This window comes from Aureispira sp. CCB-E (assembly GCF_031326345.1).
GTDB lineage: Bacteria > Bacteroidota > Bacteroidia > Chitinophagales > Saprospiraceae > Aureispira.
The window spans coordinates 4,474,163-4,489,499 of sequence record NZ_CP133671.1 but is presented as its reverse complement, the minus strand read 5'-3'; the positions used below and the strand labels follow the sequence as shown (position 1 = coordinate 4,489,499).

The 15,337-nt window shown below is 35.2% G+C and carries 13 protein-coding genes; 5 read left to right on the top strand and 8 right to left on the bottom strand.

The window, feature by feature from the left end; all coding sequences use genetic code 11:
- Position 1: 1 nt before the first annotated feature.
- The 8 genes from QP953_RS17470 to QP953_RS17435 form a co-directional block, all read right to left on the bottom strand.
- Positions 2–370, bottom strand: a complete 369-nt coding sequence (locus tag QP953_RS17470) for a hypothetical protein (RefSeq protein WP_309552094.1) — start codon at positions 368–370, stop codon at positions 2–4.
- A 57-nt stretch (positions 371–427) separates the two neighbouring features.
- Positions 428–850: a biopolymer transporter ExbD gene (locus QP953_RS17465; protein ID WP_052597224.1), complete on the bottom strand. Its 423-nt coding sequence runs from the start codon at positions 848–850 to the stop codon at positions 428–430.
- A gap of 93 nt (positions 851–943) precedes the next feature.
- Positions 944–1,372 (bottom strand): biopolymer transporter ExbD, encoded by a 429-nt coding sequence (locus tag QP953_RS17460; RefSeq protein WP_052597222.1) that lies wholly within the window; start codon positions 1,370–1,372, stop codon positions 944–946.
- Between the two features lie 313 nt (positions 1,373–1,685).
- On the bottom strand, positions 1,686–2,387 hold the full coding sequence (locus tag QP953_RS17455; protein WP_052597220.1) for a MotA/TolQ/ExbB proton channel family protein: 702 nt from the start codon (positions 2,385–2,387) through the stop codon (positions 1,686–1,688).
- 273 nt (positions 2,388–2,660) lie between these two features.
- The gene (locus QP953_RS17450) at positions 2,661–3,845 is read right to left on the bottom strand and encodes an energy transducer TonB (protein ID WP_309552092.1); all 1,185 of its coding nucleotides are present in this window, start codon (positions 3,843–3,845) and stop codon (positions 2,661–2,663) included.
- A gap of 228 nt (positions 3,846–4,073) precedes the next feature.
- Positions 4,074–4,817 carry a hypothetical protein gene (locus QP953_RS17445; RefSeq protein ID WP_052597217.1) on the bottom strand — a complete coding sequence of 248 codons (744 nt, stop codon included), beginning with the start codon at positions 4,815–4,817 and terminating at the stop codon, positions 4,074–4,076.
- A gap of 102 nt (positions 4,818–4,919) precedes the next feature.
- Entirely contained in the window at positions 4,920–6,188 is a 1,269-nt protein-coding gene (locus tag QP953_RS17440; protein WP_197043851.1) for a TrkH family potassium uptake protein, read from the bottom strand.
- 57 nt (positions 6,189–6,245) lie between these two features.
- Complete coding sequence (locus QP953_RS17435) at positions 6,246–6,770, bottom strand: DUF3124 domain-containing protein (RefSeq protein ID WP_309552091.1); 525 nt, start codon at positions 6,768–6,770, stop codon at positions 6,246–6,248.
- Positions 6,771–7,332: 562 nt separating this feature from the next.
- Between QP953_RS17435 and QP953_RS17430 the strand changes: the two genes are divergently transcribed.
- The 5 genes from QP953_RS17430 (at position 7,333) to QP953_RS17410 (ending at position 14,924) form a co-directional block, all read left to right on the top strand.
- Positions 7,333–8,757: a hypothetical protein gene (locus QP953_RS17430; protein ID WP_309552090.1), complete on the top strand. Its 1,425-nt coding sequence runs from the start codon at positions 7,333–7,335 to the stop codon at positions 8,755–8,757.
- Positions 8,758–8,984: 227 nt separating this feature from the next.
- Positions 8,985–12,407 (top strand): WG repeat-containing protein, encoded by a 3,423-nt coding sequence (locus QP953_RS17425; protein ID WP_309552089.1) that lies wholly within the window; start codon positions 8,985–8,987, stop codon positions 12,405–12,407.
- Between the two features lie 201 nt (positions 12,408–12,608).
- Entirely contained in the window at positions 12,609–13,007 is a 399-nt protein-coding gene (locus QP953_RS17420; protein WP_052597209.1) for a prepilin-type N-terminal cleavage/methylation domain-containing protein, read from the top strand.
- Positions 13,007–13,513 (top strand): prepilin peptidase, encoded by a 507-nt coding sequence (locus QP953_RS17415; RefSeq protein WP_309552088.1) that lies wholly within the window; start codon positions 13,007–13,009, stop codon positions 13,511–13,513. The genes QP953_RS17420 and QP953_RS17415 overlap by 1 nt, the downstream gene beginning before the upstream one ends.
- A complete protein-coding gene (locus QP953_RS17410; protein ID WP_309552087.1) occupies positions 13,506–14,924 on the top strand; it encodes a GspE/PulE family protein in 1,419 nt (472 codons plus the stop codon). Before QP953_RS17415 ends, QP953_RS17410 begins: the two co-directional genes overlap by 8 nt.
- Positions 14,925–15,337 lie beyond the last annotated feature (413 nt).

The following is a 15,337-nucleotide window of genomic DNA, read 5'->3' as shown; positions in this document are numbered from 1 at the left end:
ATTAATATTTTATTTCCCAATCCAAATTCATTCCATTAACAATCATAATAATGTCTGCAACTTCTTTAGATTGTTTGCTAGTAGAAGGTAGTTTCAATTGAATTTGATTGTTCAAATGCTCTTTTTTAGATTGTATAACTTCCTTTTTTAGTTTAGATGCAAATTCCTCGTAATTAGTTGTATCGCCTTGTATAATAAACTGATTTCTATCCAACATCTCGACTTCAATCAAATGAGGTGTATCTGAATGGCTGAGCTCCCATGCCAATTGAGCTAATATAACAACAGTCACAATTGTTCCAATTAATACAATTATCTTTCGGCGAATTTGAGCATCATCAGCTTTATTAAAATTTCGTCTAAATGCCATGCTTTTTAAGCATTTATGATTTTGTGTAGCAATACTTGCTACAGTTATATTAAACGCTTATTTAGAAAGTTTTGTTGCCAAAATCATTTTAATACCTAAATCGTTGATTAAATCTACATTAGTTACCAATGTTTGAGCATCTACATTTTCATCAATAGATAAAATGATTGTAATGTCCTCTGGTTGTCTTCGATCATTGTTTACGATAGACGTTAATTTTCCTCGGACGGCTTTTTCTGCCAAGCGTTTACCATTAATTGTGTATTCTTTACGTTTATTAATGTCTAATTTGATTGGTCCTTCTACTTTTTTAGTATCGCGTTTAGCATCGGTACTAGAGTTAGGCAATTTTAAATTAATTGCGGTTGGACTTACCAAACTAGATGTTAACATAAAAAAGATTAACAGCAAAAAGATAATATCCGTCAAAGACGACATATTAAACTCTGCAGATACTTTTGTTCTTTTTTTTAATCCCATTGTTTGATGTTTTTTAGCAAACTTATAACGTTTTAATACTTTGAGGGGTGCAGCAGCAACCGATCAACTCAAAGTATAATAGAGTGCGTTTAATTATTCATCTCCTGGTTCTGTTGCCAAAATAAGGCGCACACCTAGTTTGTTGCTAAGCTTCATATATTCAACGATAGTTCCTGTTGTTTCAGTCATTTCTACATTTAAAACAACCGTTACTTCAGTTTGGATATTTTTTTCTCGATTTTTTCTTCTTTCTTTATTAATTGCTTCAAGCAATTTTTGTTCTAGTTGAGACTCAGGAACCTCATCTGCATCTACAAAAAATTTGCCTTCTGGTGTAATCGAAAGCGCAACGTTTTGAGGAGAAGGCGTTTTACTACTAGATTTTGGTCGGTCCAAGTTCTGACTATTAGGACTGGTCAAGCTTGAAGTTAACATAAAGAAAATCAATAACAAAAAGATAATATCCGTCAAAGACGACATATTAAATTCTGCATTGAATTTATTTCTCTTTTTTAATCCCATATTAAAGGTGCTTTAATAAAATAAATAGTTCGATTTGGATATACCTCCAAAAATTTAAATCTAACTTAAATGGCAAATCATTACTCTTTTTAAGAGAAAAGTTACCGAAAATAAGCAACGAACTATTCTAAAAATAGTGAAGAGAAAAATTTTAGTTCTAATAGGAAATAAACTCTCAGCACACTATAAAATAAATTTTTCAGCTTAGAAAGCCTTAAATTCAATACTTTTTAGCAGTTTGAAACAAAGATTTGCTTGAAAATTATTGAACATTCACTTTGCAGTGTGCTTAAGAACTAAAATATAATTTATGTTAGTGTCTAGCAGGCTCTTGTAATAAGTCTAGGAATTCTACGGTAGCCGCTTCCATTTTAAATACAACTCGATCCATTTGAGCAATCAATGTATTATAACCAATAAAGGCAATAATACCTACCACCAAACCAAATGCTGTTGTTACCAAGGCTTGGTAAATACCACCAGCCAACGATTCCGTACTAACATCACCACCAGCCATATTCATAAAAGACAAGATCATACCAGTCACCGTACCCAAGAACCCAATCATAGGAGCAGCTCCTGAGATGGTTGCTAATAAAGACAATCGCTTTTCTAGTTTGTAAATTTCCAAATTACCAACATTTTGTACAGCTGTATTGATATCTTCTAATGGTTTTCCAATGCGTTGTAACCCTTTAGAAACTAATCTGGCAACAGGTGTGTCTGTTACATTGCATTTGTTGATTGCCGACTGAATGTCACCATTTTGTACAAAACTTCCAATCTCCTTCATGAAATTATCATCTACTTCTCCAGCGCGCTTGATGGTCAAATAACGCTCAATTAAAATGTAGATAGCTATAACAGATAAGAACAAAAGAATAATAGCGATAGTGATACCAATAGCACCACCTTTGGCAACTACTCCAATTAAAGAAAATGCTTGTACAGTTGGTTCTAAACCAGTTGTATCTGTTGGTGGTGTTTGAAACAAGAAAAATAGATTCGAAAACATAGTGTTATGATTTGTTTTATCTTAAATTAAAAAAAATGCCAAAGCAATTCAAACAGACATTTGACCGTAATATATAAATTATAAGAAGTACTTACTACTATTTCAAGGATATTTTTATTTAGCGGCACACTAAATTTATTTGAAGTTTAGGGGATAAAGCATTTTGGTATTTAATTTTATTAAAAAACGCACGTTACGTTTTTTTATTTTTTTATTCGGCAAAAAGTTAGATATAATGCTAATTCTTATCTAGTAAAATGAAAAGATGCCTTCTTAAGTCAGCTTAAATCTAACGGGCAAATTATATTTTACTCGAACATGTTTCCCTCTTTGTTTCCCTGGCGTCCAGCGACTTGGCAATTCATTCATGAATTTAATTACTCGCAATGCCTCTTGTCCACAAGCACCGCCTGGATCTCTAAGGATTTTAAAATCAACAATAGTACCATATTCTGTTACTGTAAAACTAACGACAGACATCCCTTGTATGCCGTTTTCTAAAGCAGGTGTAGGATAGGTTATTTTTTTGTAGATAAATTGCAATAGTTTTAGATCTGCGCAAGCTTTTTTCTCTTTATGATCTTCTTGGAGTGCTTCACAACCTGGAAACCTAGGCATTTCTTCTACTGAAACAAATATGGGAGAATTTTCTTCTTTTCCTTCTTCTTCTGGCAAAGTGATATCGTCCTTTACATCTAAGTCCTCTTGTGGTGGTACATAGTCCGCATTGTTTCCAAAGGCATAAGGCCAATGTTTTTCAATGGTTGTTTTTAAGGTGTTATAGGTTTCTGTGTCATTGGTTCTATCACAAAAACTAGCATATCCAAACAATACTTCAAGGTGTGTAAAACTTTCTTCTTGAGACTCCTGAGCTCGATGCTGAGTAATTGCTTTCCAAAGATTTCTAGCTTGTTGCAAGTTATAGTAGTTGACACTATTGTATAAAAAATAAGCTTTCTCCCAGTTATTCAAATAATCTTCGTGTTGGCTACCTATAAACCGATGAGCAATTTGAAAGAAATGCATGATACCCAAGTATGCTTTTGCTTTAATGCTTCGTTCTATCCAATCTTTTTCTTGAATCAATTGTTGCGCAGTGGAATATTGTTCCTGTCTTATAAAACTTTCCCATTGTGTCAAGTATTGCTTTAAACGCAGGTTTTCTAATTGTCCTTGAATGATGTATTCGGTTTCATAATCTGGAGGAATACTGTCAGAAAACGTATTTAAAATAAGCGTTACTTCTTGGTCCAAATCGGTGGCTTTCTGAAAATCTTTTTGAATTTGGTACATTTGGGCAAGTTCCAATAATTTTTCAGCATATGAAAAACTGATAGAACCTTCCTCTTTTTTTATTTGATCAGCCTCTGTTTGGATTTCTGAAATAGTTTGTTGAGCCAATAGCATAGTGGAAGATACTAAGAAGCAACCCAACATAAAAAGTGTTGTGAATTTCATGGATTTAATTTGTTTCTTTACTTACATGACTCCGTTGAAAAATCGTATTAGTTTGAGCCTGCGGGTTCGTAGGAAAACTAAAAAACTAAGCTTGCGCCCTCACGACCGCAGGGAGCTACCACGAAGTAGCACCGCAGGTAATCAACGGAGTATAGTATTATTACTTAATGTTTGTAAACTTTAGAAGGCAAAGGTAATGTTTTCATATTATAAAATCAAGAAAAATTTCTATTCTACATCCATATTGAGCGCTAATCTAGGGTGGTCGTCAACATCTGCCAATATGATGATCTTTTGCCAAATTTTGCGACTCAAACCACTTGTCAAAGATTCTATTTCATTAACAACCGTAACAATAACATCGTCTGGAAGGCTTTGAGAATACAGCGCAGCAACCTTGCCAATTAAAGAGAGCATTTCAGTACAATAGTCCAAGTAACGTTGCAATTCAAATTTACTTAACGTACGTTCAGGAGAATTATATGTTTTTAGCTTTATTACGCCAACCATAACAGGGTCTTTAGTCAATTGATGCATATCAATGACATGTGCAAGTCCTCGCAGTTGATCTAGTATTTTTATAGCTTTGTTACGTTTTAAACGTACTTCTAAGGTGACTAAAAAAAAGATAGCAGCTCCAAGCAAAACAACATCATTAATTGTAGCTTCTGCAAGTGTGACAACATCTACAATGGTCATGCTAGAAAACTTGAAATTGACTAAAGTAAAACTATACAAAAGCGCTACTAAACCCATTAAGATAATAGCTAAAGCAAATAATCGAATTGGTAAATTGCGTCTGCCGATATAATCAATGTTGTTTTGACTATGGTCGGCTATTTGTGAGAAACCCTTGCACGTTTTTAAGAGACTAGATTCAGGGAAACGATCTTCAATACGTTTTTCTAGGGCTTGTATGGTTGCCATGATTTTGGCGCTATCCAAAACAAGGTTCACTTCGGTATGCGGCATAATAGTTTATTTAGAGGGCTATTTATTGTGACTATGTGTGAGCAATAGTTAGCTGTGGTGCTACTATGTGAGACAACAATCCTTTAATTTATAAATTCTTCTTTAAATTGCCACATCTTCTTCTTTGATTTTTGGTTCTTGATAATTGCTGTGAAATAAGATCATTCCAAAAGACAATGGACCGACTCGACCTAAAAACATAAGTATCATAACAATTATTTTGCCCAAAACGCTTAAATCACTTGTTATGCCAGTACTTAATCCAACTGTTCCAAGTGCCGAAACAGCCTCAAATAAGACCTCAAATTTGTCTTGTGGTTGGACCAATAACAATAAGTAAGTGCCTAGGCAAACTACTAAGACGTAAAAGAAAAAATTGCTAGTTGCCAGTCGTATTCTGTGTTCAGGAATTTTGCAGTGCATATAAATAATGTCTTGTGTTCCCCTAAACGTACTTTTCAGTTGGGCATACAACGTTGTAACGGTTGTTGATTTCATTCCCCCACCAGTTCCTGATGGAGAGGCTCCAATAATCATTAACAATAGCATAAAAAACAAAGGTCCTGAACTAATATTGCTAATATTATAAGAATTGAAACCAACGGTTGTAAAAGCTGCAACACTTTGGAATAAGGATGCTAGTAACCGCTTTTCAGGGGCTAAGTTGGCAATAGATAAATCGCTCAAAAAAAGAACAGCAGCCCCTAACAAAATGCCCCAAAAAGTGAAATGTATAATAATTTTACTAGTAAGGGTTATTTTTTCCTTTCGTCCAGAAAAACGTTCAAATAAATCGGTAAAAACAATAAAACCCAATGCTCCTGCAATAGATAAAAAAGAGATAACAAAATTTAAGAAAAAGTGGTCTCGATATCCAACAAAACTATCTGGAAATAAGCTTAAACCTGCCGTGCAAAAAGCAGAGATGCTGTGAAAAATGCCATTCCAAACAGCATTGTTTTCGCCTGCATTCCAAAAGATGAACGCTAAGAGAATAGCTCCGATTAGTTCTATAACCAAAGTAACAATAACCATATCTCGAATAAAGCTTCTAACTTCAAAATGTTCGGGCAAGCTAAAGTCATAATTGATTAGCTCAAAGTTCATCTCAGTAAGCTTTCTGCGAGTTAATAAAACAATAAAAGAACCAATAGACATATACCCCAAACCACCTATTTGAACTAGTAGTAAAATGACAATCTGACCACCCAAATTGTAAGATTCAGGAATGCTTACCGTTGCCAAGCCTGTGGTTGAGAGGGCAGATGTAGCGATAAATAGATTGTCTATGACTCGAATGGAGGTAGTTTGAAAGAACGGAAGGCAAAGCAACCCAAATCCAACAAACAGAATAACTAAGTACCCATACATCAAAAGTTGTAAAGGTTTTAGGGTTTTTACGAAGTGCTTGACCATTATTTTGAAAGGTTATTTTTTGCAAATAGAAACGCCTTCTGTTAAGAATGAGATTCCTTGTTGTCCGTTGGTAGAAATCATCACGCCTTGGAAAATAGGGGTAACATGTTGATTATTAGCTGCCCAGTTGATGATGAAATTGGCACCTGTACCTCCTTCGGTATCATCTTCTTCGATGACATATTCAATGGATTGCATGGGGCTTAATTCTAGTGTTTGATCTACTAAATAATGACGTACAAGTTGTCCGTTGGTATCATAATAATCAATATCATCAATATAAATGGTGTCTACTAAACTTGTATTTCGAATACTTAGCGTTGCCGTTAAATTAAATTTCACATCTTTGGTCTCGCTGTATATATCGGAGTAAATTGGAATATAAACCGTATCTCGGTACAGTAAATCACTACTGTTTGTCGTAGAATTATATTGGTCCAAAATTGGATCTGAAGTTGGTGGTTGAGCAGGCTTAGGAAGTTCGCAAGACTGGAATAAACAGGCTGTCAACAGTAGTAGGTAAAATAATGATTTCAAGATATTCATATTATTATATGATGTATAGAGTAGTTGTTAGACATAGTCGTCTACTATTTATTCTATTGCTTCTATGGGTGATGTTAAAAGTAGTTATACAGGAAAAAAGGCTTGTTATAAATAGTCATCCAATATAATGCATTTTACAACAAAAAAGTTTAAATTATAGATCTGTTTTAAGGTAGAGTGAAATTAAAAAATAAAAAAAATAAATAAATCATGTAACCTTATTATTCTATGTCATTATGGAGTCATACAATTAAAAAAATGCAACTAAGTAAAGCAAAAACAAAAAAATCTCTATTAACGATTATCACAAAACGTAGTTGGTGTACTTATAACCTTGGATGAATCACCGTAGCTTTTTTACTTTCTCTATAACATCGAAAAATGCAAAGCTTCTCTAAAAGATGCTCATTTCCGTTTCTTGGATAAAAGGAGAAAGTCGAATAGCCCACTTCTCATAAACTTCACGGAGGATAATTGGTATTAATAACAGTTCAATTTGCAACTTAGATTTTATGAATTCCTAAATATTGGATCATTCTAAAAACAAAATAACATGATGACTGTCAAAAACAAAATTTTAAGACTTTTTACGCCTGTTGTAGCAGGTGCTGCTTTGTTAGCAGCCTGTGATTCTAATTCTAATAACCAAAAAAATCAAGCAATTAACCTTCCTACTGATGAGCAAGGAATAGAAGCACCAGTTTTAGCTGTGAGTCCCCCGATTCAGGGATTGGATATTCCGTTTCAATCCTACTCTGTTGCCACATCAGATGGGATGACCATCGAAACAGCAACAGGAACGACCATCGAAATCCCTGCGAATGCTTTTGTAGACAAAGATGGCAATCCAATATCGGGTAATGTAGAGATTAAATTTAGAGAGTTTCATGATGCAACGGATATTATTGCCAGTGGAATTCCGATGCATGATCCAGAAACGGGAGAGTATATGGAGACAGCTGGGATGTTTGAAATAAAAGGGGAGCAGGCAGGACAAGAAATTTTTGTTAAAGGAGACAAAGATATCAAAGTAAATCTAGCCTCTTTTAATGAAGGTAACCAATTTAATTTTTATAAGCTAGGTCCCAAGGATTGTCGGTGGGAAGATAAAGGAACCGCAGCAGCAACGCCCAATGTTAAAAAACAAGAACGGTTGGCAGCTTTGGACGCAGCTTTACCACCTGTGCCTGTTAAACCAAGAAAACATTCCAATGTGGAAAACTTTGTATTTGATTTGGATGTCAATTATTCAATGTTTCCAGAATTAAAAACGTTCAAAGGCGTTGTATGGGAATATGCTGGCGAAGGAAAAAATCCAGAGAAAAATGAGTGGATTTTTAGCTCTGATTGGGACAAAATTAAGTTAGAGAAATCTCCGACAGGATATTTTGAATTGATCTTGTCGAATAAAGAGAAAGACTTCAAAACTTTGGTGCGACCAGTTTTGAGTGATGAAAATTATGAAGAAGCCTTGGCTGCGTTTACAGAAACTAAAATGAAAGCTTACAACGAAGTCAAGAAAGCACAAAAAGATGAGCGAGAACGTTTGGTTGCTCAAGCAAATTTGGTGCGTACTTTTAACGTAGGAGGGTTTGGTATTTATAATTGGGATATTTGGCACAAACCAGGAAGAACTCGTTGTGCTGCTCAACCTAAATTTGATGAATTGGCAAAGGTGAATTCAGATATTAATAAAAAGATTTCGTATTTTTTAGTCATGGGAAAACAACACTCCGTAGTTCGTTACCGTCCAACCGACTTGTCTAAATTTTCTTTTGACCCAGTAGATGAAAACGCTTTGTTGGCTATCTTGCCAGAGGGAAAAGTAGCTATTTTCTCTGCTAAAGATTTCAAAGCACTGAATTTGGAACAAATAAAAGAAGATGGTCATGCTTTGATGGAAATGGCAACAGAAATCGCAACGATATCTTCTGTAGACGGATTGGATGAAGTTATTGACCGAGCGTTTGCTATTTAGATAAGTGCGCAAAAGTTCAGGAAAATAGTTTTTTAGTAGGAGAACTTTTGTAGACTATGCTTTGTCGTAATAGATGATCATGTCTAGTATTATAGTAGCAGCGCAGCTAACTATTGGTATTAAACACATAAATTTTGATAGCTTTTCTAGGAATGGGGGTGTAGTTGTGAACACCTCCATTTTATCTCATTACATTTTCATTTTATCACTTTCCTAAACATCTAATTATGTTGCGTCCCTTTTTGGTAATGATATTCGCCATAGCAGCTCTTGTCGTAGAGGCTCAACAAAATCAACATTTATACCCTGTTCATATTAATAAAAAATGGGGAATGATGGATGTTAACGGCAATTTGATTGTTAATCCTTCTTACAGTGCAATTGGTGCTTTTCAAGATGGTTTGTATGCTATTGCCGAAAAAGAGGGCTTGTTGGGTGTTTTGGATACAACAGGGGCTTTGGTGATTCCTTGTCAATATGACTGGATGGACTATATAGGTCGAGGACTATTTTCTGTCAAAACAGAAGGTGCGAATTGGCGTGTGATTAATACAGAGCAGAAACTTATCTTGGATGATATGGCTGCCAGTATTGAGTTTTTGGAAGATGCTTTTTTGTCTTATGAAGAAATCACAGGACTAGGCTTGGCACATCTCAAAAAAGGGGTGATTTTGCCACCCCAATTTGAAAAATTTAGTTTCCTAAAAAACAAATTTATTGTAGCCAAAGATGAAGAGGGCATAGAAAAATTGTACGATTATGACGGAAAAGTAATTTTGGGGGCAGGGTATGACCGAATTGCTGTTCAAGATAATTTAATTTGGGCAAAAAGGAGTGGTAAATGGGGGGCTTTTAATGAAGAAGGAGTGAATGTAATACCACATAATTGGCTTAATTACAAAGCAATAGGCAATAAGTTTTACCGATTTGTAGACGAAGAAAACAAAATAGCTCTGTATTCAGTAGAACTAAATACAGTCCTATTAAAAGGCTGCAAGCAGGTTAAGGTGTTTGATGAAAATCATGTAGAGGTAATTATGGCTAGTGGCGTAAGGTCTCTAATTGATGGGACAGGGCAAACAGTTTTGTCTGGAGCATATGATTTTATTACAAAGTTTGGAAAGAATACTTTTAGAGTAAGAGAAAATGGATTAGAGGGAGTCTTAAATCAAGACGGATCGGTTTTAATTCCTCTTATTTATGATCATATTAGCAATTTAAATACGACGGTAGCTATTGCTCGTAAGGGCAAAAAATATGGCATTATTAATAATAATGGGGAAATTGTTGTTCCTATTGCTTATCCTCCGTCACTGGAGTTAAATGATAACAATGCTCGTTATCAAGATGATAAAGGGAACTTACAGCTGTTTGCTTTTGATGAAAATGGTCAATTGTCAAATAATACAAAATTTTCAAATTTAAAGTCTTTAAAAGTACGTTCTTCAGGACGGACGTTTCGTTCTACTACTACTGTCAACAATACCAATAATGCTACCTCCAATCCTTTTCAAATTAGCGATAGTTTGTGTTGGAAATATCACACAAGAGCGAGAAAATGGGGACTGTGGCACATACAAGAAGAACGGTATAAATTTGCACCACAGTGGGCAAGTGTTCAAGTATTTAAGAAGCAAGGAATTTCGATCGTAGAAAAAGAAAAAATCGATATAGGAGGTCGTATTAATACAGGAAGAATTCGGTTCAAAATTCACGAAGTTTATGGTGTTTTCTCAAATGTACATGGGTTGCCTGTTACTAAAATGGAGTTTTTAGATATAAAAACATCTGATTTTACGCTTCGCAATATGGATATTGCCCGTTGTGTCTTTGTTGGAGGAAAACATGGTTTAATAGCACAAAATGGAAAGATTATAAAAAGAGGCTTTGCTTATATTGGTGAATTTGTAGAAGGAAAAGCTAGAGCGACCAAAAAAGGACGGTTATTGGTTGACTTAGAGGGAAAAATTGAACGTCCTATAGGAAAAGCAGCTCCATTTTTTAACGATTTTTTGGCTGCTTATATTTTTGACAACGACAATGACCCCAAATATTTTGAAGCATTTAAAAAGGAAGGGACACTGTATTGCGCAGATGCAGAATGGGGATACTTGGATACGTTAGGTATGGTGCACAGTCCTTTTAAGTATGATTATGCAGAGAATTATTCTAATGATAGAGCGCTGGTTAGAAAAGAAGGGAAATGGGGAATGTTAGACGAAGAGGGAAACGAAATACTGCCCCCAGCTTACGATAATTTCAATTTTCTACCTAAATCCAACCAGCAATTATTTTTTATTGCACAGCATCGAGTTTTGCATGGTGCGATTGATAGTAATGCCAATATAGTTGTTCCAGTACAATATTTGAAGGTTCGAGATTATCAAGAAGATCGAGTTGCGGTTAAAAATTTGTCTGGTCGTTGGGGTTTTGTCAATCGAAGTGGCAAAGAGGTGATAAAATCAAAGTATAGAATAGCGAGAGATTTTAGCGAAGGTCTGGCTGTTATTTTTGATCAATCAAGATGGGGCGCGATAGATCCTTCAGGGAATGTTGTTATTAAGCCTCAATATCTAAGAATGGGAGATTTTAAAGAAGGCAAGGCTTGGGTACATCTTCCTAAAGGAAAAAAAGGATACATCAGCCCCACAGGAGAGTTGTTATTTGCTGGTAGGTTCTCTCGTTTAACAGATTTTAAAAATGGTATAGCAAGAGTCTATATTCGCAAAAAAGGTTGGGGACTGATTAATACCCAAGGGGAATTTATCCTAAAACCGAAAAGGCGCTATGAGAATATAAGTGCTTTTAATGAATATGGACTAGCAAAAGTGAAAATTGGCAAAAAGTATCGTTTAATGAATCAAAGGGGTGAGCTAGTTGGAAAAAAAGCGTATGGTAAAATTCGTGATTTTAAGGAAGGCTTTGCTGTTGTTCGCATTCAACCACTAGGAAAGAAAGCATTGGGAAAAACGAATTTGAATTGGATGTTTATTGACACAACAGGTACCTTGGTTTGTGATAAAGAATTTCGTCAATTGAAGGACTTTTCAGAAGGGCGAGCTGCTTTTACTTCTGATGAATCTAAACGAGGGTACATTAATACCAAAGGCGATGTCGTTATTGAACCGACTTATTTTAGGGTAGAGCCATTTCAAGGCAATCGAGCTGTCGTTTGGGAGAGTTATAATAAAACGGGAGTTGTTGATACGACTGGAAATGTAATTATTCCTGTAAAATATAATAAAATTTTGGACATCAACAAAGGCTTGGCATTGGTGCGTAGAAATTCTTGGACGTATTATTTTGTGCATGAAGATACCAAACGACATACCCCCAACAATTTTACAGGGGCAATGAGATTTGAAAACCATGTCGCTCCTGTTCGAGTCAAAAACAAGTGGGGAGTCATTAATGAAAAGGGATTGCAACTCTTAACTCCTAAATATGCAAAAATTACGCCCTTTAAAAAAGGAGTGGCCAATGTGAGTATTACCAACTTACTAGGAGTGGTTGATTTGCAAGGAAAGATAATTATTCAGCCCGAATATGAGTACGTGGATTATGTGGGAAATGGCTTGTTTAGAGTAGAACAAGGGGATAAAGTAGGATATTTAAACATGGAAGGGAACTGGGTTTGGGAAATGCAATAGTAGTTTTGGTTTGATTTTCTTTGAAATTAATTAACAGTACTTGTCTTTGATTTCCTGCTTAGAAGGGTTGCGAATATCTGTCAAATTTTGTATGTTTAGCTTTTTTTGAACGATTACTTATACTTATTCTTTGATAATTAATGTTGTTTGTAATGCGAGTATTCAACAACCAAGTAGTCAAAGCATTGAAAAACTGTAACCATGAATAAAAAACTTCCCGCATTTACCCTGACTGAATTGATGATGGTATTGGTCATCATCGGAATTCTAATTTTATTAGCCTTGCCCAATTTGCAAGGATTGTTTGGACAAGCTTACAGCTTGGAAGCCAAAAAACAATTAAAATACATTCAAACCTTACAAAAGGCATATTACCAAACCAATTTTCGATATACTGACAATTTTCAAGAACTGCGATTTGAAGCGCCTGCATTGAAACAAACAGGGGGAGATGCTTTGTATGTATACGAGGTGGTGAATGCCTCAAAAGAGAATTTTATTGCTAGAGCAACGGCTTCTGAAGACTTTGATGGTGATGGACAACTCAATGTTTGGGAGGTCGATAAAACGGGAACGCTCAAAGAAACCGTACTGGATTAATGCATCCTTATTATTGGCTTTGTTTGGTTTTGGGAATGGTTGTTTATCAAGATTTTAAAGACAGAGCGATTAGCGTTTGGACGATTCCCTCTATTTTTTTGTTAGGATTGTATGCAGCTTGGTCAAGTCCTACATGGGAGCCTTGGTTTTTGTATTTTAATCTTTCTTTTGTGGCAATACAATTGATAGGAGTTAGTCTCTATTTCTCCATCAAACACAAACAATGGATCAACATTACAGAGCATTATTTGGGATGGGGTGATATTTACTTTTTTTTAGCTATCACAACACTATTTTCTCCTGCACAATTTTGTTGTTTTTTTATAGGCTCCCTAATATTAATTTTATTGGTAACAGGCATTTATCATTGGAGCGTACAAAAAATTAAAACCATTCCGCTCGCTGGTGCCATGAGCCTTTGTTGGTTGCTTTATTTAATAGCACTTTATTATTATAATACTTCTTCTTACAACGATTGGAGTTTATTACAATACATTTATGGATAATTTAGAACTTCAACAAGTCGATCGTAGTATTTTACAATTAGTAAGTACAGAACAAGCTTGGCATTATAAAATTATCCCTTTTCAAAAAAAGGAAGGGGTCTTGTATTGTGCAGCGATAGAAGAAGAAAATACGTCTGTGGAAGAATTGGAAGTCTTGTTAGGAGCAGAAATTGTTTTAAAATATGTTCCAGCGAACACATTGCAACCTTTCTTGAGTCAATACTATAGGCGACAAGCTAGAGAACAAAAGAGCAAGGTATTAGATAAAAATCAAGACATCTTGGATCAACTAATTCATGAAGCACATCAATTAGGTTCTAGTGATATACACATTGAGACCTACGAGCACAAATGTCGAGTACGAATTCGTATTGATGGAGAATTAGTAGAACGATATCATCTAGAAAAAGCAACCTACCCTAGTTTAGTCAACAAAATTAAGATTCGCGCCAATTTGGATATTGCAGAAAAACGCTTGCCGCAAGATGGACGTATTTTCTTTCAGAATAACCATCAGAAATTTGATTTACGGGTTTCTATTTTGCCTACTTTATATGGCGAAAAGGTGGTGATGCGTTTGTTGAGTAGTGATATAGGAAATATTGCGTTAGAAGAATTGGGCTTTGAACAACAACAATTAGAAGACTATCTAGAGGGCATAAAACGACCTAATGGAATTGTTTTGATTAGCGGTCCCACAGGTTCAGGAAAGACAACCACTTTGTATGCTACGATGCACTTGTTGAACGAAACGAGTCGAAATATTACGACAATAGAAGACCCTATTGAATATACATTAGAGGGGATTAATCAAGTGCAATTAAAAGAAGCCATTGGTTTGGATTTTTCTTCTGCGATGCGAACATTTTTGCGCCAAGATCCTAACATTATCATGGTAGGAGAAATACGAGATAAGGATACCGCGGAAATGGCGATTCGTGCTTCTTTGGTTGGGCGTTTGGTGTTGTCTACCATTCACACCAATTCAGCTTGGGGGATCATTCCACGTTTAGTTGATATGGGGATTCCTGCCTATTTATTAGCAGATACACTTAATACAGCAGTCGCCCAACGACTGGTTCGCTTGCTTTGTGTGCATTGCAAGGAAGAACAACCCTTATCAGCCAAAGAATATCCTAGAAATTACAAGGCGTCTCTTGCATTGACAACACAATACGTAGCCAAAGGCTGTGACCACTGTTTTTATACGGGATATAAAGGTCGAAAAGCTGTTTATGAAATTATTCCACTAGATGAAGAATTGGCAAATTTGGTCAAACAAGAGGAGTTTAATGTAAAAGAACTACTAAAAGAAAAAGGAATTAGTTCTTTAGCTGACAATGCCTTTGAATTGCTTAAAAAGGGACTAACTTCTATGGACGAAATTTATCCCATCTTAGCCAGTCGTTAATAGAATATAGAAGAATGATTTCTTTGTTAGTTAGTGTTTGATTATCATTGTTTTGTGTGTTTGTTTGGTGGTTGGATCTCATAATTAACCACTAAAGTTTGTTTGTAATTGGTATCCTATCCATTTATTTTTGTGCTTGTTAATCTTACAGGTATGTAGGATTAAACAAGATCGCAGAATATAAAACTTGCCCCATGTTTTAGCTATCAATAGTTTTATTTTTTGTGTGTAGTAGGCGACTCAACGTTTACACTACCTACATCTTGTATGAATGCATTGTATGAAGTTTTGGATACAATGTATGCCCCCTCTATTCGGTAATAGTAATATAGCTTATGTATTTAAAATAATCCTATTCCACCTGTATCAGTGGATAGACGATCAATACACATTAATTACCAATTAAAACACAC